At 52.4% G+C, this 21,129-nt stretch carries 16 protein-coding genes and 4 pseudogenes; 10 read left to right on the forward strand and 10 right to left on the reverse strand.

Annotated elements, in window-relative coordinates; genetic code table 11:
- The first annotated feature begins 211 nt into the window (after positions 1–211).
- From K3T83_RS23210 to K3T83_RS23225, 5 genes and pseudogenes are all read left to right on the forward strand, one after another.
- Complete coding sequence (locus tag K3T83_RS23210; RefSeq protein WP_220205308.1) at positions 212–2,674, forward strand: cellulase family glycosylhydrolase; 2,463 nt, start codon at positions 212–214, stop codon at positions 2,672–2,674.
- Positions 2,675–2,930: 256 nt separating this feature from the next.
- A pseudogene (locus K3T83_RS23215) lies at positions 2,931–3,401 on the forward strand (NAD-dependent epimerase/dehydratase family protein); the annotation flags it as partial.
- A 139-nt stretch (positions 3,402–3,540) separates the two neighbouring features.
- Positions 3,541–4,278: an SDR family NAD(P)-dependent oxidoreductase gene (locus K3T83_RS23220; RefSeq protein ID WP_220205310.1), complete on the forward strand. Its 738-nt coding sequence runs from the start codon at positions 3,541–3,543 to the stop codon at positions 4,276–4,278.
- Positions 4,279–4,365: 87 nt separating this feature from the next.
- Positions 4,366–4,531 (forward strand): annotated as a pseudogene (locus K3T83_RS57955) (ABC transporter substrate-binding protein); the annotation flags it as partial.
- Between the two features lie 315 nt (positions 4,532–4,846).
- Entirely contained in the window at positions 4,847–5,731 is an 885-nt protein-coding gene (locus tag K3T83_RS23225) for an NmrA family NAD(P)-binding protein (RefSeq protein WP_220205311.1), read from the forward strand.
- 145 nt (positions 5,732–5,876) lie between these two features.
- Here K3T83_RS23225 and K3T83_RS56355 read toward each other — a convergent pair whose 3' ends face one another.
- The 3 genes from K3T83_RS56355 to K3T83_RS23235 all read right to left on the reverse strand — a co-directional run bounded on the left by K3T83_RS56355 (position 5,877) and on the right by K3T83_RS23235 (position 7,815).
- Positions 5,877–6,026, reverse strand: coding sequence for a hypothetical protein (locus tag K3T83_RS56355; RefSeq protein WP_236064968.1), 150 nt, complete (start codon positions 6,024–6,026; stop codon positions 5,877–5,879).
- Positions 6,001–6,462: an aminotransferase class I/II-fold pyridoxal phosphate-dependent enzyme gene (locus K3T83_RS56360; RefSeq protein WP_236064969.1), complete on the reverse strand. Its 462-nt coding sequence runs from the start codon at positions 6,460–6,462 to the stop codon at positions 6,001–6,003. Before K3T83_RS56360 ends, K3T83_RS56355 begins: the two co-directional genes overlap by 26 nt.
- Positions 6,463–6,927: 465 nt before the next feature.
- Positions 6,928–7,815, reverse strand: coding sequence for a hypothetical protein (locus K3T83_RS23235; protein ID WP_236064970.1), 888 nt, complete (start codon positions 7,813–7,815; stop codon positions 6,928–6,930).
- A 301-nt stretch (positions 7,816–8,116) separates the two neighbouring features.
- Between K3T83_RS23235 and K3T83_RS23240 the strand changes: the two genes are divergently transcribed.
- Entirely contained in the window at positions 8,117–8,629 is a 513-nt protein-coding gene (locus K3T83_RS23240; protein WP_220205312.1) for a GNAT family N-acetyltransferase, read from the forward strand.
- Between the two features lie 350 nt (positions 8,630–8,979).
- On the opposite strand, the gene K3T83_RS23245 is transcribed toward K3T83_RS23240, so the two are convergent.
- The 5 genes from K3T83_RS23245 to K3T83_RS23265 form a co-directional block, all read right to left on the reverse strand.
- Positions 8,980–9,894 (reverse strand): ABC-three component system protein, encoded by a 915-nt coding sequence (locus K3T83_RS23245; protein ID WP_220205313.1) that lies wholly within the window; start codon positions 9,892–9,894, stop codon positions 8,980–8,982.
- Between the two features lie 852 nt (positions 9,895–10,746).
- On the reverse strand, positions 10,747–11,946 hold the full coding sequence (locus tag K3T83_RS23250; protein ID WP_220205314.1) for a 2-isopropylmalate synthase: 1,200 nt from the start codon (positions 11,944–11,946) through the stop codon (positions 10,747–10,749).
- Positions 11,947–12,831: 885 nt separating this feature from the next.
- Complete coding sequence (locus K3T83_RS23255) at positions 12,832–13,320, reverse strand: hypothetical protein (protein WP_220205315.1); 489 nt, start codon at positions 13,318–13,320, stop codon at positions 12,832–12,834.
- 274 nt (positions 13,321–13,594) lie between these two features.
- Positions 13,595–14,011 carry a cupin domain-containing protein gene (locus K3T83_RS23260; RefSeq protein WP_220205316.1) on the reverse strand — a complete coding sequence of 139 codons (417 nt, stop codon included), beginning with the start codon at positions 14,009–14,011 and terminating at the stop codon, positions 13,595–13,597.
- Between the two features lie 288 nt (positions 14,012–14,299).
- Positions 14,300–15,355 (reverse strand): hypothetical protein, encoded by a 1,056-nt coding sequence (locus K3T83_RS23265; RefSeq protein ID WP_236064971.1) that lies wholly within the window; start codon positions 15,353–15,355, stop codon positions 14,300–14,302.
- A gap of 219 nt (positions 15,356–15,574) precedes the next feature.
- On the opposite strand from K3T83_RS23265, the pseudogene K3T83_RS57960 reads away from it, so the two are divergent.
- The 3 genes and pseudogenes from K3T83_RS57960 to K3T83_RS23280 form a co-directional block, all read left to right on the forward strand.
- Positions 15,575–15,718 (forward strand): annotated as a pseudogene (locus K3T83_RS57960) (pentapeptide repeat-containing protein); the annotation flags it as partial.
- Between the two features lie 205 nt (positions 15,719–15,923).
- A pseudogene (locus tag K3T83_RS57965) lies at positions 15,924–16,596 on the forward strand (BON domain-containing protein).
- 533 nt (positions 16,597–17,129) lie between these two features.
- The gene (locus tag K3T83_RS23280; protein WP_220205317.1) at positions 17,130–18,887 is read left to right on the forward strand and encodes a sensor histidine kinase; all 1,758 of its coding nucleotides are present in this window, start codon (positions 17,130–17,132) and stop codon (positions 18,885–18,887) included.
- Between the two features lie 335 nt (positions 18,888–19,222).
- On the opposite strand, the gene K3T83_RS23285 is transcribed toward K3T83_RS23280, so the two are convergent.
- Together K3T83_RS23285 and K3T83_RS23290 are read right to left on the reverse strand one after the other, a co-directional pair.
- The gene (locus tag K3T83_RS23285) at positions 19,223–19,765 is read right to left on the reverse strand and encodes an IS630 family transposase (protein ID WP_220205318.1); all 543 of its coding nucleotides are present in this window, start codon (positions 19,763–19,765) and stop codon (positions 19,223–19,225) included.
- 11 nt (positions 19,766–19,776) lie between these two features.
- Positions 19,777–20,298, reverse strand: coding sequence for a helix-turn-helix domain-containing protein (locus K3T83_RS23290; protein ID WP_220205319.1), 522 nt, complete (start codon positions 20,296–20,298; stop codon positions 19,777–19,779).
- A 224-nt stretch (positions 20,299–20,522) separates the two neighbouring features.
- On the opposite strand from K3T83_RS23290, the gene K3T83_RS23295 reads away from it, so the two are divergent.
- Positions 20,523–21,017, forward strand: a complete 495-nt coding sequence (locus tag K3T83_RS23295; protein WP_220205320.1) for a hypothetical protein — start codon at positions 20,523–20,525, stop codon at positions 21,015–21,017.
- Positions 21,018–21,129: the final 112 nt, after the last annotated feature.

The raw sequence follows: 21,129 nt of genomic DNA on the forward strand, positions 1-21,129 counted from the left end.
CAGCAGGAGATGAAGGGCAATAAATCTGCGAATGAAGGAGGCAGATTCTGACCAAATCTTTCCAATTCAATTCAAACAAAATTGGCTGACTTTTCCTTCCTATTCCAAGTGTTGGTTCCCCTTATGGGCAAACCCCGTATAGTATAAGTGATTCTCGCATCACGGGGGAATTATGAAATTAAATCTTTTAACATGTCTTAGCATCGTGGCGTTGCTTTCCAGCAGTGTCTACGGGCTGACGACAGCGGGCGGCAGTAGTGTGACGGACAGTACGGGTAATGTATGGACCGTTGTACATGGCAAGGTGGAAGAGAATGGCCAGCTCGCCGGATATACTGCCAATGTCGTTGCCCTTGTCTACTCGAACGGCCAGGTATACCAGAAAAACTCTGCGGGCAACTGGCGGTATTGGAACGGCAAGTGTACAGCGGGTGATCCTCATAACTTTACCTGCTGGACTCGTGCGGCAGCACCCGCTGGCGCAACAGCAGGTAGTAGTCCGACATCCACCACCACCACTACGACCCCCACCCCTACAGCCTCCAGCACTACAACAACAAGCGGTAGTTCCGACGGTGGCTGCATGGGTAGCAACAACGGCAACGGCCACAACTTATGCGAAGGCGTCAATCTCTCGGGCATGGAATGGGGTGGCAACCAGCCGGGGCAATCTTCCACTCTGGCTGTGCCGGCAAGCAACGCTACTCCCCAGTCGGCCACGATCGGACTTCAGTATGCTCCGACTGCGCAGGAAGACAGCTATTATGCTGGTAAAGGTATGAACATCATCCGGTTGCCGTTCCTGTGGGAATACCTGCAACCGTGGGGCACCTCCAATAACATGAGCTTCTACAAGCCGTATTATGACGCGCAGATTTCAGCCATACAGAAAGCAAACGCCGCTGGCCTCACCGTCTTGATCGATTGCCACAATTTCGGGCGGTACTATAACCAGGATATTTCCAACAATCCAACCCTTCAGGCGGTGTTTGCCAATCTGTGGCAGCAAATCGCCGCCGATACCAAGGGCATGAACGTTTATTACGACCTCATGAACGAGCCACACGACCTGGCTGACAACAACGGGTGGGTTACTGCCCTCAATGGCGCCATAACAGCGATACGCGGCACTGGCGCCACCAACCCCATTTTCGTCGAAGGGCTGGAATATGCCAGTGCGGGCGCATGGCAAAGTAATACCGCGCCGTATTACAGCGCCATCAAAGATAGCGGAAACAACCTTGTCTTTGAAGCGCACCAGTACTTTGACTCTGCCTATTCGGGTGATGCGAATGATTGTGGCAACGGCTCCAGCGCTGCGAATATACAAAATGCGATCCAGCCCTGGATTAGCTGGTTGCAGCAGAAGAAAGCCAGGGGATTCCTGGGGGAATTCAACGTTTCAACCACGTCCCAATGTCAGGCAAGCTTCACAGGACTGTTAAGCTATCTCCAACAGAACTCCAGTGTTGTTATAGGGTGGTCCTGGTGGGCCGGCGGCGTTGGCTGGGGTGGCAATACTTCCTATGGGGGCAAAGATTGGCTTGACCTGGATCCGAATTTCAATACCAATCCTCCTACCGATTCGTTGCCGATGCAGTTGATGAGTACCTTCCTGCCCGCCTCTGGCGCTGCGGCTAGCACAAGCGGTGCTGCCACAGGGACGGCCACGAGCTCGGGGACTGCAAGCGTCACTCCCACTGTCAGCAGCGGTGTGACCACCACTCCCACTGTCAGCAGCGGTGTGACCACCACTGGCACAGGGCTTCTCTCTATAAGTGGAACTTCATTAGTAACAAGTGGCGGGAGCCGTTTCATTATCAAAGGTGCTAACCTGGAGTATTTCCGTGACCAGGGCGGTTCGTCGATTTCGACCGCAGAGGTTCCCATAGCTTCTCAAATGATTGCCAAGATGAAAAGCATAGGCATCAATGCCGTGCGGTTAGACTATACGCCGGCCTTCGTGGACCAGGGCACCCACATGACGAACTATCTTGCCATGATGAAACTGCTCGCCAGCAATGGCATGTACGTTATGCCTTGTGACCATTCTTATACTGGCAAGCCTATAGCGAATTATACAAGCACTTCATTCCCTGACTTTAAGAAAATCATCGACTACGCCACCCAAGAGGGCATCACGGATTATCTTATGATGAATCCGTACAACGAACCCTACAACAATGATGATGAGCAAGACTGGATTACAGCGAACAAGGCAACCCTCCAGTATTTTAGAGACACGTTGGGATTTAAGGGGGTTGTGGTGCTGGATACCGCAGGCTATGCGACGAGCGATAACACGTCAACCTTCCAGACTATGATGTCCTATGATGCATCTTTACGAGGAGGGAAATCAGATATCGTATTTTCCAATCACTGGTATCCTAACTATACGTATCAGCCAACGCTTACTCTCGCAAAACAATATCCCCTGGTTATTGGTGAGATAGGACAGACGCTTACAGGTTCTACTAGCGGTGCAAATCCCGCGTTTGTCACCCAGGTGTTCCAGGGATTAATTTCCACAGGAATACCCAATGGTCATAATGGCGCGTTCCCCTGGATTTGGTGGTGGACGGACGGAAATCAGATGACCGATGATGGACTTACCTTAAACACCTATGGACAGCTTCTGGTTACCGACTTTTATTCCAAAGCGAGTGGGCGATAGGTTGATGCCGGTAATCGGGATAGGGGAAGCCTTGCAGCTTTTTCCCTCCCACACCGCTGTCCAGGCGGGTCCGCATACGGCGGTTTGGTTGGTTTAAGCTATTTGCGCGATAGTTCGTCAAAATCGGAGGATCACCTGAGCTTGCATTCGCAAGCAAGCGTGCTACAATTACGACGTCTTCTTTTTCGTTTGTGTGTAACCTTGAGACGTTCAATCTCTGCTTTCCTTCTTCTGAAGCAGGGAGACAGCCGAAGAGCGTGGAGTGCGTTCGATTATGCTTCGTCCTGCGAATATCTATGGCCGCGCTGGAGGAATTCCGGCCATGCTCATCAATCTGGCCCGCCAGCATGGCGCAGCCCGCTATATCGGCACAGGAGAGAACTACTGTCCGATGGTGCAGGTTGATGATCTAGCTGATGCCTACGTGCGAGCGCTCACTCAGGCTCCGGCGGGCACGCTCATCAACATTCCAGGTGGTCCAGCCAGGCATTTCAAAGAGATTGCCCAGGCGATCAGCATGGCAGCAGACCTGGGGGGGCGAACTGAATCCTGGACGCTGGAGGAGGCTCAGCAGGTGTTGGGAGCAATCGCCGACGCACTCGCGCTCGACCTGCAGCTCAGCGGAGCCAGAGCCGGGCGTTTGCTTGATTGGGCACCGCATGCTCCTTCGATCCTCGATGATTTGGTACACGGCTCCTATCACACTGAGGCGGCCTCTCCGTTGTGACCCTGCGCGAGTGGGGGACTCCTCGCCAGTCTAAGAGCCACGGTCACGACAGGGCGAGATCGTGAGTGGCTATGCCTAACACATGTGCTGGCGCATGACCTGACCGCCAGTTACAGGGAGTTGAGGAGAGGAAACCACTATGAACAAGCTTGACGGAAAAATTGCCCTCATTACGGGCGGCACGAGCGGTATTGGCAAGGCCACGGCGGAGCAGTTTGTGCACGAAGGCGCATATGTCTTCATCACAGGACGCCGCGATATGGCGTTGGCTGCGGCGGTAAAGGAAATCGGAAGCCATGTGATCGGCGTCCAAGCAGACGTGTCGAACCTTGGCGATCTTGATCGCCTCTTCGCACAAATTCAGCGGGAGAAGGGCAAGCTCGATATTGTCTTTGCCAATGCTGGCATCACACCCCTTGCCCCTTTGGGCAAGATAACGGAGGAGCACTATGACGCGCTTTTCACTATCAATGTAAAAGGGGTGCTTTTCACGGTTCAGAAGGCGCTCCCTCTGATGCCGGATGGCGCCTCTATCATCCTGAATGCGTCCGTCGTCGCCAGCGTGGGGTTGAAAGAGCACAGTGTGTATGGCGCCACAAAAGCCGCCGTGCGTTCGTTCGCACGGACATGGACAACGGACTTAAAGGATCGGCACATTCGCGTGAACGCAGTGAGCCCAGGGCCTATTGACACGCCCTGGTGGCATGGCAGAGCAGCGGATGAGCAAGGCTTGAAAAAGTGGTCCGAGCGTGTTCCGCTCGGCAGACCTGGAACGCCCGATGATGTCGCCAAGGCCGTGGTATTTCTCGCATCCGACGACAGCAGTTACATCACGGGAACAGAATTGTTTGTGGATGGTGGTTTTGCACAAGTGTAAGCTGTAGATTTTGAAATTTCATGGAGGAATTTCGCTCATTCCGAGGGAGGTTCGATCTCTCTGGCGTAGCGATACCATAGCTGCTCCTGGGTCGCACTCAATGTCAACACCCACTACCCGCTGTTCTGGTTCCTCGCCCGCTCCGGCCTGATCTCCCTGACCTCCCTAGCTGGCTGGCCGACGGCTGGCGGTGCACGCCCCTCACACCGCACCTGGGTGCTTCGCCCGGATCGCGCTACGCCAAGCTGGCCTCTTTTCACAGGCCACTAGCACTCCCCCTGGCTCTCCCGCATCCCATCACTCTCCTTCAAAGAAGGTTCGCTGTTGACAATACCCTTGTAAATTGGACCCCTCATGCTTGGCACGAACTAAGCGCAATGGGTTGTATGGGTTGTGCTGGATTGTCGGGGCGATGAGGTGAAGTTCGGGTGAAACATGCGGTGTTCAGTTTGCACCTCAAGCGCAGAATGGAAGTGTCCATGCTTCTAGCGATGGCAAGGAAGTCATACATGGAACAGAAAGACAAAATCCACGCTACTTCTCTCAATCTAACCTGGAGGAGGTTTTCATGATCGTCGTCACCGCTCCCACTGGCCTGATCGGCCATCAAGTTCTGAACAACCTGAGTGCCTACCCCGAGCCAATCCGCATAATCGTACGCGATCCCTCTCGCCTTCCCGCGTACACCCGTGAGCGCGTCGAGGTCGTGCAAGGATCGCACGGCGACCTCGACGTCGTCACACGGGCGTTTGCAGGTGCCGACTCCGTGTTCTGGCTTGTGCCCCTGGACCCCCATGCTGAGAGCGTTGAGAGCGCCTATGTTGACTTCACCTGGCCAGCGTGTGAAGCGTTCAAGAACCAGGGCGTTAAGCGGGTCGTCGGCGTCTCGGCCATTGGTCGCGGAACAACGCTGGCCGGGAACGCCGGCTATGTCACGGCATTGCTGGCGAAGGACGATCTGATCGCCAGCACAGGTGTAAGCTATCGGGCGCTGACGATGCCCTCGTTCATGGATAACACCATTAGCCAGATCGGTCCTCTTAAGAGCCAAGGGGTGTTCTTCTCGCCAACCCCGGGAGATCTCAAGCTCCCGACCTGCGCCACCCGTGACATCGCCACCGTTGCCGCCAGGCTGTTGCTCGATCACTTCTGGAGCGGACAGGGCAGCGTTCCGATCCTCGGCCCCGAAGATCTCTCCTTCAACGACATGGCACACATCATGTCTGAGGTGCTGGGGCGACTGATCCGCTTTCAACAAATCCCTGGTGAGGCCTTCAAGGCTGACCTGATTCAACGGGGGATGTCTGAGGCAATGGCACAGGGCATGCTCGACATGATGATAGCGAAGAACGAAGGTCTCGACAACGCCGAGCCGCGCACTCTACAAGCCACTACTCCCACCAGCTTCCGCCAATGGTGCGAGGAAGTGCTCAGGCCTGCCGTTCTGGCCTGAGCACCACCGCAACGACAGGCATGCATTCGCAATGGGGGCGCAACGGTTCATTCGCGCGCCTCACTGCAGAATCATCTTCCGCTGAAAAGGTTTTGAACTATGAGGGAAAAACGCTTACCAGTTGACGAACGCCAGCCTGAATCTCCTACTCATTGACGGCTCCATAGCCAAGAACAAGACCTCCTCGCTGAGACGAATCGAGCGTTAACGCGGCCAGGGGAATGATCTCGAGTCCGCAGCTTGCTGCTTGTTGGGTAATCTGCTGATCATCAAGATTCGGCGGAAGCCAACCCATAAGATGTAAACCGGCTTGGGGAGGCTGCACTTCTATGCCCCCCCAATTCCTTCTGCAACAACTCGATGCGTTGCGACAGATGCATGGTAGTACCTGAAGGGAATTGATGAGATGGAGTGACGTAGGCCAGGCGTCCTTGTGGATACCGCTTTTGCCCAATTTCAACATTGATTCCTTCTGATGTCACAGGGATAGGAGCCAGTTGAGCGCCCGCGTTGAGGAGAGCGCGTTGTGCTCCTAGATAGCCCGGATTTTCCATCCAGGCAAGATCACCTGGGTTCAAGAGGAGGCGTGCTGCCATATCTAATGCTGTCTGCGCTCCTGGTACAATAATAACCTGCTCGGCCTGGCAATGCACGCCTCGTGTGATGCTCACATGGGAGGCGATCGCTTCACGTAGCGGGTAATAGCCTGCGATCTCCTGATAAGTGGCCATGTTTCTGAGCATAGATCGTGCGCAGTGAGCCGCTATCTGGCTCCACTGTTGAAAGGGAAATGCACGTAGGTCTGGGACGCCTGTGCGAAAAGCACGTGGGGAGTTGGTCGAAGATAGGTCTGGATGGAGGACTCAGGGGTCTGGCGCATTAAAACCTCTCCCAGGTGAGACAAGAAGGGGGTAGAATGTGTGCTTTCGTCGGGAGCCGTGTTTCTCTGTGGAACTCCTTTGGGAAGGAAAAAGGTCTCAGGAAGGTCGCATGCCACCCTGGTCCCTTGCCCGACCCTTCTTTCGATATACCCACGGGATGCGCAACGAGATGCGCTTTCCTGTGAGCTGGCTCTGGACCTGCTTTTGATGGGTGACCATTTTCCTGTCTTGGAATAGCACCCAAGAAAACATAAGCAAGCTAACAATGCTAGTAAAGGAGCTTGTGGAGGCTGCCCAAGCAATTCCGTCTCCTTGCTATATATCTCGTTGCGCATCCCGTGGGACAGATGGATGATCAAGGGCAGTATACTCCTTGCCGCGAGTCACAAAAGCAAAGCCAGCCAGGTCTGCAAGCACGGTCCCCATGCCATATTGTCCATCGAGCCGAAGCAGGCAGCGTTCGCGCGGGAACTGGTGCCCCGCGAGATAACGACCGATGGCGGCTTTGCTCCGGCGCAGTTCCTCCCGGTAGAACCCGTTGCCTTTGTTCCCAAAACTGCCGAGCCACTGAAAACTGTGCGCCTGGCTGATAACTGTGCGGGTGCGCACCACTTGCCCACGCTTGCGTCCTCGATAGCCAGGGGCACAGATCTCATCCAGCCGACGAGAGGCAGGGGGCAGATCTTCGGTCTGAGGCAAGGCGCGTTGACGGGCTGCCTCACGCGTGCCATCGATATCGAACACCTCCCACTGTCCGCCTACTCGATCCAGCAGTTCACCTCTCTGCCGCTCTTTGGTGAGCGGGCGAGCGAGCAGATCATCGAGAAAGAGTGTGCGGAAAGCTTCGACGGGCGCTTCAGAGAGCGCCGCTAAAAAACGCGAGAGGGTCGAGCGGGCTGGCAGTTGATCACGGTCAAACAAGGCCATGAAAGGGACGGCGAAGGGCCGAAGTCGCTCGTAGAACGCTTCCAGGGTGCGCTCTCCGCTGATCGCGTAGCCGAAGAGCACGGCGAGAAAATCGATCACGTCGTAGTGCCCGAAGCGCCGCCGTGCAAAACGCACCTGCTCACTGATCTTGTTCAAGACCCCGTGCTTGCGCAAATGCGCAGCCATCAAGACGACTTCGCCAAACCAGGCAGGGGTCGAGAGAACAGACTCCGAGGAGGTCTGGATACTCACCGATCCATTGGCAATACTGGTCATATGTGCCTCCTTGAGAAAAGATGTTTGTTTCTTCTTTCTCAAAAGGGCACATATATATCCTGGCGAGCTCAAGGTGAGCAGCTCATTGCATATCCTGGAAGCTGTTGGCACAACCTTCAAGAAAAGCTGGAGAGTTTTCCTCAAAAGAGAACCAACAGCCAGAGGAAAACCCTCTAGCCTTGCATCATTGTTCTACTCTTCTTGAAAGAGGGAGACAATTGGAGAGTGCTCTCTTTTTACGGAACCTAAGAAGGAGTAGGAACCTCATCATTTCTGTGCTTGAGGTGCAAAGGAGAATTTGATGACCGTGAAGCTTTGCCCCGTGACCCAGGAGAACTGGCGTGCAGTGGCCCATCTGGAAGTTGCCGAAGATCAGCGACAGTTCGTGGCACCGAACAGCTATTCGCTGGCTGAAGCCGCCTATGAGCCAGGGCTGACCCCTATGGCGATCTACGCTGATGAAACGTTGGTTGGCTTCGCCATGTTTACTCACGAACCATTTCAGGGCGAATGGCCCTTTACTCAGACACCCTATCAGGGAGAGTTGGGGATAGTGCGCTTGATGGTGGATAAACACTCCCAACGCCGAGGCTATGGCCGCCAGGCAGTGCAGGCACTCATTGATCACATGAGCCAACTCCCCGGAGGGCAGGCTCTTCTTGTGAATTTCATCTCCACCAATCTCGGCGCACGGCAATTGTATGAGAGTGTAGGCTTTGTCGTTTATGAGGAAGATGCCTCTGGTTGCTGGGCTAGACTGACTCAACCTTCATCCGGTGAGACATCTGCTCCCTCACACACCCGAAGCTCCTGAATGCACCACTGAGCTCATGCCTCTTCCGCAGCAAGAGAGGAACAATGCAATGGAGTGGATCATTGCGTTGTTCCTCTCGCCACGGGCTTTTCCCTTTTCTTGATGCTCTTTGATCAGGCGACTGTTCTGTACGGTTCTCTATCAACGAACGGAACTTTTCTTTGCTTTTTACAACGCCGTACAATTGGCAGTCTCTTTCTTTCATCTTTACTTGAGCTTATCTCGTTGCGCATCCCGTGGGAATTCATGCCAGAGGCGCGATACAGTTTTTGGCTCTGTGAGAAGACTAAGTATTTCAGCACCAACAGTGAGCATGGCCCGTTCAGGTCCAAGCCGTTTTGTAGGAAGAATCATGGTGTAACCTCTTCAGGTGATCGCTCAAAGATCTCACATTGCTCAAAAAGATACGCAAGTACGGCTAGCGCCGCTGCCTGGTGAGCTGGATTACCCATTTCTACTCCTCCCGCAAATTCCTGCAATTTGGAAAAGATAATATCAGGTTCCATATTTAACATCTTATACTTTTTATACTGATTATTGAAGGCCAATGCAATTTCATCCCCATATTGGGGATGAGGATGGTCATTAAAGAAATTTCCTACAAGGTCGGCCTTCCACATACCTGAAGTAAGCAGAATTTGTACATTTTCGGATAAACGATTAAATTTCAGTTTACCAGGAGGAACCTGACGGATGTCCTGAAATAGAGGCAACTTTTGTCGAGCAATATTATGTAAGACCTCTTGAACGTTGTTATACTGCACATCAAGCATATCTTTGCTTGATGGAGCATAACCTCCTAGAAGTGAGGCCAGATCAGCTTCATTCAAAGAAAAAGCTTTCTGACGTAACTCTTCAAATCCCCAAGAGCAGATACTGACAGAAGGATGAGAAGCCTGTAATTCAAGTAATATGCCCAGAACATCTGGTCCAAGCCCATCTCTTGCATTATGAACGAATACCCATTTATCTAGATATGCATGCCAATATCTTAGCGCGCCCTGGAAGTCTTTACGAATTTTGGCAATAGCTTCAATCGCTTCCATCTCATTAGGGGCATATACTTGAAATATTACACGTTCTGAGCGTAAATAGCCATCATTTTTTCGATCTCCAATTTTTCCCCAAGGGCGAACACGCTGAAAATTTCCCGGATGACACTTTTCCATCAATTCAGAAAAGAAATCTTGAAATTCATTCCCTCTCTTCTCTAAGTAAGCAAGTTTAAACTTCATCTCATAGTAAGAATATTTGACAGTGTCCATGCTATCATCTCCTGCGTGATACTGCATATCATAGATCTTATGTTCTATGATATGCAGTATCATAAGTTAAGTGATGATATTATAACATTTGCATGTCCAATGGGCGAGCAATCCTATTACTATAACATGAATACATTAATGAGATCTAAAGTAACCCGTGGATAGCCATCGATTTATATTATCAGGTGAATCATAGGGATGAAAGGTGAGGTGAACTGAGTTAAAGGAGACTGCTAGCAAGGAGTGCACGGTGCCTATTACAGTATGCTTTGTAAAGGAGAGGTTTCCTACCAGATTGGAAATGCACTTTGAAGGATGTATTTATCTCAATGCTGGCCAATTCTTAAATAAGTGAATACCTATGACAATCACTAACTAAAAATTCGCCCGAATGAGAGATATAACCTGAGAGAAGGAGAAAAGCATGATAAAGATGGTTCTCACCTGCCAAGAACCATTCTGCGAAATCGTGAGTACTCCACAGCCGTACGTACCTCCTCTTCTTGAATTGATCGTGAGAGGAGTGAGCAGCGAACAAAAGATGGTCAATCGAAGGTCGCTGTGTGAGAGGGGGTTAGGAAACGCCTCTATTTTGTGCAGCGTGGAGGATATGTAGTCAGAAATGGTACTCTGACGAGGGGAGTACGAGAGAAGATGCCGCTTTTTTCTGAAACCCGCTGATATAGCTTCTGATGTCATGTATAGTTGCGCCCAATGTTTACACACCGGGGTGCTACCAGGAGATCTTGTTAGTGTTGCGTGATCTGCTGACAACTCAGGATTGATCTTCTGGATGGTGTGTAGCCACTCAACAATGCAAAACGGTTGAGGGGCTACACGGTCTTGCGTGTGCTAGGAGGGAATGGGATCAGTGCTGGTGCCACCACCGGCTGAAGTCGAGATGGCTGTTTCAGCGATGTAGCGTAAATCCAGTTCTTCTAGTGCTTTCTTTTTCCCCAGCAAGAGCTTAGCCATGTCGAAGGCGCGACCCAGGGGTTCAACTTCAAGGTCGTAGCCCAGTTTGTGTAATTGGGCGGCAAGGGCGGCACGCCCGGAGAGCTTGCCGACGTGCAGGCGGCGATCTGCCGCTGTGAGGCCGACCGATTCAGGGGTCATAATCTCGTAGGTCCGTGCATCTTTGAGAATGCCGTCCTGGTGAATACCGCCCGAATGAGAAAACGCATTTTTTCCAACAATCGGCTTGCTCCACTGGACAGTCATACCGGAGAGCTTACTGATCAATTGACTGGTGGAGGCGATCCTGGTGGTATCAACATCTACATCCAGACCGAGATCGGTCGAACGAGTGCGTACAGCCATCACGACCTCTTCGGTGGCGGCATTGCCTGCACGTTCTCCCAGCCCATTAAAGCTAGTATCGACGCGTTCGGCTCCGTTGCGCAGTCCCTCTAAGGCATTAGCAACGGCCAGTCCCAGATCGTTATGGCAGTGAACAGAGATGCGAACGCCAGGAAATGTGTTGCGTACATCAGCGACCAGTTGCCCGAACTCCCAGGGTAGCGCGTAGCCAACCGTATCACAGAGCGTGACAAAGCGCACCCCTTCTGTGACGAGAGCAGCACAGATTTCTAAAATGAAATCATGTTCAGTGCGGGTAGTGTCTTCCAGCGCGAAATCGACGTTTTCCGTATAGGTCCGGGCATGAGCGACAGCGGTGCGTGCCATTTCCAGCACTTGTTCGCGCGTCTTGCCAAGCTTGACCTCACGGTGGAGGGGAGAAACGCTGATGAAAGGCTGGAGCGTGGGCCTGGCTGCGATTTTCACGGCTTCCCAGGCGGCATCAATGTCACCTTTGACGGCACGGCCAATCGCACAAACTTCGGAGCGTTCTACTTTCGAGGCGATCAAGCGAACGGCCTCAAATTCGCCGGGAGAGGAGACGGGAAAGCCACAATCGAGTGTATCAAAACCCATTGCTTCTAAAGCGAGTGCAATCTGGAGTTTCTCCTGGGGAAAGTAGTTGACGCCAGGAGTCTGTTCGCCATCGCGTAAGGTGGTTTCGTAGAATTTGATGAGACGTGGTGTAGTCATCGTCACTTACTCCTTGTGCTTAGACATCCTGCATCACGCACCATTGCGTTCTGCGTCCTGAGTAAAATGAGGAATCAGGAAAAAACAAGCTTGCTCGTCTCGGATAGCAACGGCTAGGTGCCTCAGAGACAGGCAATCATCGGAAACTCCTTCGTTTCGATAGGTCAGGAGAGACGATATGTACTACTCAAAATTATACGCACTCCTCCAGATGAAGTGCAAGCACCTCTTCTGAAGAAAGTGATGAGGAGAAGAAAAAAGGAAGAGCAAAGGGACAAGGTGAGCGAGATGACCAGTCGGAGCGTTACACGCTTCTTCCAGTCAAGCGCTTGTCATCTGCGAATGGTGGTAGTGAAAGCAATCACCGCGATGTCGCCAGCAGCCTGAATACTCTGATATTCCCCTTCAGCACATGGGGAAGCGCCAAAGGAGTCACGTTGTTGTATGAGCGGGAGGCGCGGGAGTCAAGACATTTGCAACACAAGCACTATGTCTCGGCGACATCCAAGAGGATGAAAATGGCTATTTACGAGAGAAGCACTATGTCTCGGCGACATCCAAGAGGATGAAAATGGCTATTTACGAGAGAATCCACTATTCTATTTTCTCGCTCGAAGTGGAAAAGGCTGGAGGATCAACCTTGATCTGATGACGCTGGACCAGTAGACCTGCATCGAGGGGAGCTAGAGCAGGAGCCACATGAGAATCTGATCCCACTCTGATGCCTCAAGGGGTGGGCTGTCCCACAGCGGAGCAAGTCACGTCGTCGCCCATTGAGGAGATCCATGAATTGCTGCCTCACCTCAAGGAACTGCTTGCGGTGTAGTAGAGAGTCATGAGAGTTGAATGGCCTCCTGGGCTTCGTTTGCTTGGGAGATACCTCCTTTACTGGGGATCAGCCTCCAGGTACTTCAAGATCACATTCGGCTGCTGATGGGTTTGCTTCTCATTGGTCACGTTCAGGACGAACCCTCGTCCTGTTCGCTTGAGAAAGATGGCGTGAGCACGACTCCTGTGAGCAGGAGTCGTGCTCAATGCCTTTATCTGCTTATTGAGACTCTCTGGATCAGCGATCCATTGCCGTGTATGGCTCTTGCTCACTAGACAAATATCCGTGATGTCTTTTTCAGAGGAAACGCGCGGATGTCCTTGCCGTTTGTGCTCCTGTTGCTTTCTCCATTGCCTCTCAGTGGCATGAAGTCCCTGGATGATCGCTGTCAGGGCCGCTTCTCCCACCAGGAGATCGTTCCCTTGTTCCTTGACGAGCATGCGCCACTCCAAGTCAGATGAAGCCTGATTCGCTGGACCCATTGCCGGGCCTTGAAGAGAGTTGAGGAAGGCCTTAAGCTGATCGTTGTCACTCGCTTGGAGCACATTCGCTTTCACCTCGTCACCATTTCTTTTCACAAAAACAGCATGAAGAGGCCAGAGAGATGCACTCGGCTTTTGAAAGGCATCAAGGTAGCCTTGTCCACGACATGCGCAATGAGGTGGTTGACAGATGGGACATAGGTGAGGTGCTTTTGGGGGGTGAGGTTGTCGCAGGAGGGCAGAGAGAAAACCTCGCCGCTCCTGTTTTCTCAGAGAGTCGGCGAAGTTTGCCGTACAACTTGCCCACGAGTGATAGGCAAGAACGTTGACACACCTGTCAGCGCGAAGCCTGATCCTGGAAGGCATTGATCACAATCGCATGGAGTTCCTGGTCCCCTGTCCAGACGGTGTGGTCGGTGTGAGCAGGCCAAAGAACGGCATCGCCAACCTGGACCTCGCACGTTTCCCCATCGGGGCCACCGATACGCACATGTCCCTGTCCCTCAATGACCAGGAAGAGAATAGGATGGTCAGCCGCGTGTTCTTCCATTGAAGCCTGTGGATCAAAATACATCACTTCTACCTGAAAACCAGTCTCCATGAGCAATGGCAGACCATTGAAGCGCCTGGCTACCTCTTCCTGCTGTTCGGGTGGGATCTGTGCGCGGTTCATCTGGATCATAGCGCCGTAGAGACCTGGATGATTGCCGGGAATTTTGACTTTGCGATCAGGGCTGAACCGTCGAACTTGCATGCGTTTGTCTCGCTTTCTGCAGGTCTCTGCGCTCTCGCGTGCAACAGAGGATAAGGTCCTGCAAGCCCAGTAAATTGAGAAACATCTGACGGTTCCTCATCATATGTGAAAGAGCGAAAACGCACATCGGCCCTTTGGACGATGTATTTTAGGCATGTTTGCGGTATACTAGAAAGAGAGGAAAGGAATTGGCGGTTTCTCCTCGTCTCTCTGGCTTTTTCCCTCGGTTTTTTCTGGGTGGCTCCTCAGCATCACCCTATCCAGATTTGTGTTCTCTCTCCACTACGCTCAGGCCGAGCCAGCTCGCAAAGCGCTCCGGGATGTCGAACAGCTTGAAGGTGAGTTGACCAGCCTGATGTGTTCGGGCATTGCGAGCGAGCCGCTCCTTCCATAACAAGCGGGAATGCGCCCGCTCAGCACGAGAGATCGTCGGTGGGGAAGAAGCAACTGGTCGAGAGAGGGCCGGTTCCATCTGGATCTCCAGGTGCTGGCGATGCAGACGCAGACAGGCATGCTGCTGGTGTCGCCGATGCCAGTCCCGCGTAGCCGCAGCGGAGCTGCTCCCACCGACAAGGGATGAAGCAGGATGCTCACCTGGCGCGGTTTAGTCGTTGCACTGCCGTTCCATTGGCACTGCTCGCGTAACGGACACGGGCGGCAGGCCCGAATACTGGCCCCATAAACCACACGCAGGCTCTCATCAGCTTCTCTGCGATATTCATGCGGCAGGAGTGCGCTTCCAGCAGGGCAGCGCAGCGTCCCATCTGGCTGGAGGGGAAAGTCAGCTCCTGTGAAGTGGTCAGCTTTCCAGGACGTGGCGGTGGCCGGTGGCGCATATCCTGAGGCGAGAGGGGAGGTTGGAGGGGTGGGGGCGTGCTCGTGTAGGGGTGGGAGGGCAGGGGCAAACTCGGTGGTACGCAGCGGTTCAGGGGCGAGTTGGTGTCCCAGTTCCAGGCGCACGTTCCAGGTCCACTGAGCCACGATCTGCCAGGCTTCCTGCCCCCAGGAGGAGTGGCTGCACCAGCGGTCGGGGTCAAGCTCCTCGTCTTCATCGGAGAGCATTGGTTCAAAGGCACCACGATGCAGATACAGTGCAACCACATCGGAGGCAGTGAAGCCGTCTTGCGGGAGCTGGGTGAAAAAGAGTTCGTAGACCACGCCTTTGCGAGTCTGGCCGATGCGGCTCTTTTTCGAGCCAGCTGGGTGGGTCGCCACCACCACGCGGCAGCAGCAACCCGTCTTCCCTACAGGGACATCCGGGCAGTCGTAGAGGGTGCGCACCAGGGTGCTTTCTTCCGGTTTCTTGGGAAACAAGGTCGCCTGAGCACTAGCCGGAAAACCCATCACTCCTCCTGGATAGCGTATCTCCGCATCAATGGACGCCGCCGCGCCTTCTCTCTGGGTCCGACTTCGCAGATCACTCTTGCCCGCCTTGAACACATGGCAAGCATGCTTCAGTCTGCTGGGTCTTCTTCTCAGCTCTAGCCGTTCCTCCTCTTCCAGGCTCGCTCAGGCAATCATCTCTCCAAAAAAGTGCAACTGTAGTGGAAAACCAACCTCAGCGGAACGAATCTCAACGGAGCCAGGCTCAGCGACGCTAATTTGAGCGATGCCAACCTTAGTAAAGCGATGATTACTCAGGAAGAATGGGAGCAAGCCAGGTCACTGACAGGCGCAACGATGCCCGATGAATCAATACATCCCTAATGAGAGCTTTTGCAAACAGCTTACGACGGCTTCTCGTCAGTGAGTTCTACAGAAAATATATTTCCCTTCATTATAAATAGTAGATGGTATAATATAAATACTTGACAACATACTGGCTACAACATATACTTTGTACGGAGAAGACAAAGAGGATCTGGTTGTATCAGGTGTCAGAACCACAAAGCATAGAAAGGAGACACGTAGTATGACGACAGTGAGCCCTCTCACATATGAAGAGATCCAGAGAGATGTTCTGGATGAATTAAAGTGGGATACGCGTAATCCGGCCTAACGAAATTGGGGTTGCGGTCAAAGATGGGATCGTCACGCTGACTGGTTGGGTTGATTCATATTCAAAAAAGTTGGCTGCTGAGGCCGCTGCTCATCGGGTGCATAACGTCAAAGCAGTGGTTAATGACATCGAGGTCATCCTGCCTGGCTCTGCCGAACGCACCGATCCCGACCTGGCCGCTATGGCGCTCACCGCTCTCAAATGGAATGCCGGGATTCCGGCTGGCAAACTGGATGTGACTGTCAGCCAGGGGTAGGTAACGCTCAAAGGTGAGGTTGAATATGGCTTCCAGAAGAGAGCTGCGGAACGTGCTATACACCACCTATCAGGAGTCAAAGGAGTCACTAATCTGATCACGGTCAAGCCTCGTGTATTGCCGAGCGATCTGAAGCAGCAGATTGAGAAAGAACTCGTTCGCAATGCAGAGACGGATGCCAGCAATATCACCGTTGAAGTGCAGGGTAGCAAGGTTATCCTCCGGGGATTGGTCCATTCCTATGCTGAGCGAAAGGCAGCGGAGGAAGCCGCTTGGTCAGCACCGGGGGTCAGCGAAGTGGATAATCAGATTGTGATTTCGCTCTTGTAATCCTTGTTTGCTAACGAACTGATCGTTTTAGAGGTTAAGGGCATTTCCTAGAGTAGCGAGTCCTTCCCAAGTAGTTAATGTGCTTTTGATAGTGATAAAGTTCAGTAGTGTTAATCAAAAATCGCCAGTTTCGCCGGGAATTAGTGAACTTTGTTACTAACAAAGTGAAGGCTCAAAGGCCGAAAAAACAGGTCATTTTTTCGACCGAACCCTAGCACGCTATCCGCTGACCATGCATGCGAGGCCGTGTCAAGGGTTAGCGGCAGCGCCCTTGAGTCGCCCGAACTGCATGGTAGACTTGCGGCGGCCAGTTTCGATTTTTTGATTAACATTTTGAGTGTCACGTGAACATTTTCACTGTCAAAAACGAGGACCCGCTACTTTGGGAAATGTCCTCATACCCATAAATCAGGTGTGAGAAGTTTTGCCATAACTTCCTTGAGAATGTAGTTGATTGGATAGAAAAGCGGTGAAATGTCTACTCAAGAACATCTATCTCAGGCTCTCCTCCAAAAGAGGAACGGCACACGGTAATGGAACCAACCAGCCAACTTGAAGCTGTCTTTGCGTCGATTCCGAACGGTGTGATTGTCTATGACCTTGAAGGGAAGATCTTGCGAATGAATCCGGCGGCTCTTACCCTCTTTGAGATAGCTTCTGAAAATCTCTACAGAAGAAAATCCTACCGCCAGTTTGTACGTCGCTATCAGATACGTGACGAGAACCAACAACCCATTTCATTGAAACATTGGGAAATAAATCGTGTTATTCGTGGAGATACGGCATTGGGTGCGCAAGAAGATACCGTAATGGTACATCTTCCCTCCGGGCGAAGCATCTATGTCATCATCTCCTGCGCGCCAGTTTTTGATTCACAACGCCATCAGATGGGAACGGTCTGTGTCTTCCATAATATTACTGATCGTTATCAGCACGAGCTTCAGGTCCGAAGAACCAGCACATCTCTGCTGGCCTTGATTCAAGCCATAGCAGACATCCCTACCTTGATTGATCGCTGGTCACCTGAGGCAACACTGCTCTTACCACCAGCTATGAGTTTCGTTGGACAGCAGCTTGTTGAGCTGATCGGCCAGATGCTCGCGTGTGCCCGGGTATTTCTGCTCTCTCTGGGACCGCCAAGAGATCATCTGTATTATGTGGCTATGTGGGGCCTCACTCCTGAGCAAGAGCAGCGCCGCCGGGAGAATAACGGACGCTTCGCCCTCTCAGATTTTCTCGACGAGGCCACCCTCGCTCAGCTCTCTGCCAACAAAGAGGTGCGCATCCCGCATGATCGTGTACGCCTCCCATTTTTGGATCGAGACGATCTGGGTCCCCTTACCACGTTATGGATGCCAATAGTTCTTGGTAAGCAGTTGGCGGGCATGCTTGTCATAGCCAGGGACGACCTTCAGGATGAATACACGCCAGAAGAGATTGCATTAGTGAGAGCCATTGCTATGCTCATAGCCCTTGTCATCGAATGTGTCCAGTTGTTGAACAAGGTAGATGGAACGAGTGGGCGAGCATTCGTGCTGCAGGAAGCCAACCAACTCATCAATGAGTTCTTGAATCTTGCCAGTCATGAGCTGAGAACACCACTGGCAGCGATGATGGGCAATATCCAATTAGCCCAGCGCCGCTTAGAGGCCTTAAGGAAGCGTGTGGAAGAGCTTTCCAAGACAGCGAGCAGGGAAGTCGAACAGGTGCGACAGCCTTTGGAGCATGCCTCTGAGAGTGCTCGACTGCAAGAGCGGATCATTAGGGATATGATGGATGATGCTCGTATCCAGGCACATACTCTCACCTTGCATAAGAAACCTCATGATCTGATCAAACTTGTGCGAGAAACCGTTGCCGCTGCGCAACGGCAAGCACCTGAGCGCAAGATCGTCTTGAACATCAAGTATACAGGAGAAACGGTGCCGATTGTTGCTGATGCAGATCGAATCAAACAGGTCATCGATATCTATCTATCGAATGCTCTCAACTATTCACCTGCCGATCTGCCCGTGACGGTTCAATTGACCGTCGAAGGGTCAGTGGCGCGTGTCTCGGTTCATGATGAGGGAGTAGGTATCCCTCCAGAAGAGCAAGAGCATGTGTGGGAACGTTTCTATCGTGCGAAAGGAATCACAGTCCAGCATGAACTTGACCTCAGCCTGGGACTGAGCCTCTATATTTGCCAGGAGCTTATCAAGTATCATGATGGCGGCGTTGGGCTTCAGAGTGTTCCCGGTCAAGGTTCGACCTTCTGGTTTACACTGCCGGTTGCACCTCACCAAAAATGAAACATCATGTGCCGCAAGCATTGCGTTCAATCACTAGTGGGCCACTTGTTACGCCTTTTGTCTTTCTAAAACAAGGACCCGGTGATAGCGAATTAGGGGTTTTGCCCATGGTAGGAACAGGTGCGACCCGTTCACGCGAAACCGTGGAAACACGGGGGATGCGTGGCAAAGCAATTTGATAACTGATGATCTGATGAGAGGCGCGCATTCCTCTCCTGCCAGATGAAAGGCAGACAGCGCTTTCCCCACGGTAGCGACTGGTCACAATCCGTGAAGCGGGAAAGAAAGCGGCCCACCCATCATCCTGAGATGGATAAGCTGCAAGCTAAGTACATTCAAAAAACTTCTGCTGGGTGTATAATCTCGGCAGCATGCGACCCAATAATCGAAAGAATTTTTCCAGGGCAATGATTGTAGCGCTCGAAAAAGTCCTGCGCCGCAGCCAACAGAGCCTGCTTTGTTTCAAAGAGTTCACAATGGGTCACTTCCCGCCGAAAATGCCGCCAAAGCATTTCAATCGGATTGAGCCAGGGGCTGTAAGTGGGCAAGTAGAGCAAAACCAGCCGTCCAGCCGCTCCCCGCACCACATCCTCCACTTCATCATCCTCATGGGTAGTAGCATTGTCCCAGGCGACATAGATCGTTCCGGTAGGATGCTTTTGCAGCAACGCTTCAAGGAGTTGTGCAATCTCCTTGCGGCGTTTGCGGCGCTGAAACTGCACCACCGTTTCGCCCGTGTGATAGTTCACCGCTCCGATCCCATAATATCTGTCCGGTTGCGCGGGCGTCGGAATTTCGACCTGTTGGCCCTTTGGACTCCACATGGCACGCAGCGTTGGCAGCCAACTCAGGTTGAACTCATCGGGATAATAAAACACGTCTCCTGCCTTTAGCCCGTCGCGTGCCTCTTCGATCGTCTTTTTTTTACTTTATATTCTGGATCAGGACTGCTAATCGTGTGCTGAGGCCGGGAAAGCACGATGTCGCCGCGTTGGAGGATCAGACGAACCGTTTCATAGGTCACACGAATACCTGTCTGCTCTGCCATATAATCAGCTAGCCTGCGCAGTGTCCACAGCGAGTACGGTTGTCCCAAGCTGCGCGGACGCAACCGCACGCTCGCGAGTAACAGCTCTTCATAGGCGGAAGTGATTTTGGCAGGAGCTCCACCTCCAGGCCGATCCTTTAGCCCTTCGATGCCTTCGGCCATCCAGCGTTTGAGCCAACGACGAACTGTTTCTTCACTGCTACGTACGATGCTCGCAATCGCTGCTGCGCTGAAGTGGTGTTCGACCGCCAGAAATACCATTTGAAGCCGCATGTGGAGCCGGATATCTCGGGTACTCTGATACACTTCCTCTAAGATTTGTCGCTCTTCGTCTGTGGGGATCGGGATCTCTAACGGTCGCAAGGCTCTCTCCTTTTCTCGTCAGTCTACCACATCCCACAGTAATAATTTGAATGTACTTAGTACTCAGTCAACGTTCAGTTGATGAGTATAGTTGGAGGCTCACACGAACGCTCAAAGTGAAGCAGTTCACAGACAGAGATACAGCTCTCTGATATTCTCTCGCTAAGAGGTTCTGAAACTTGCAGTGGAGACCATTCAAGAGAAGAAGACAGGGAGGTCTGATCATGAAAAAGCACAGAGGTTCAGTTCTCACCATTTTCCTGTGTTTCTTGTTGACTGCCTGCGGCGAAGCTGGACAGGTGGTAAAGCAGAATATAGATCCTTGCTCGCTTGTCTCAACACAAGAGGCAGGGCAGATACTCGGTACTCCGATGACGGCGCATCAGGAATTCACTTCCTCGGGAGGAGGTTCCACGACCACGACCTGCGCCTATAGCAGCGCTTCACGCACCGATCATGCAGCACTCCAACTTCATATCTTCACCGACTCATCCTCAGCTCGTTCTACTTTTCAATTCTCGAAGTCTTCAGATAGTCCTTCGGTTCAGTCGCTTCACGGTCTTGGCGAGGATGCATACTTCTACGCGTTCGCCCTGCCTGATAACATAGACCTTGAAGTGTTAAAGGACAATGCTATACTGAGTGTGATGGCCGGTCACGAGCGAGCGGATCTTGGCATCGACAAGCAATTCGCGCAAATTGCACTTAAACGCCTCTAAACAGGATCTAGAGCGTGTCCGAAAAGGCCAGAGGAGCCGATTGAGGGAAATTCCCCCAAATAAGGAGCATTCTGATAGAATAAGAGAGAAAGGGAAGTGAAAAGGCGTCAAT

This window comes from Reticulibacter mediterranei (assembly GCF_016587455.1).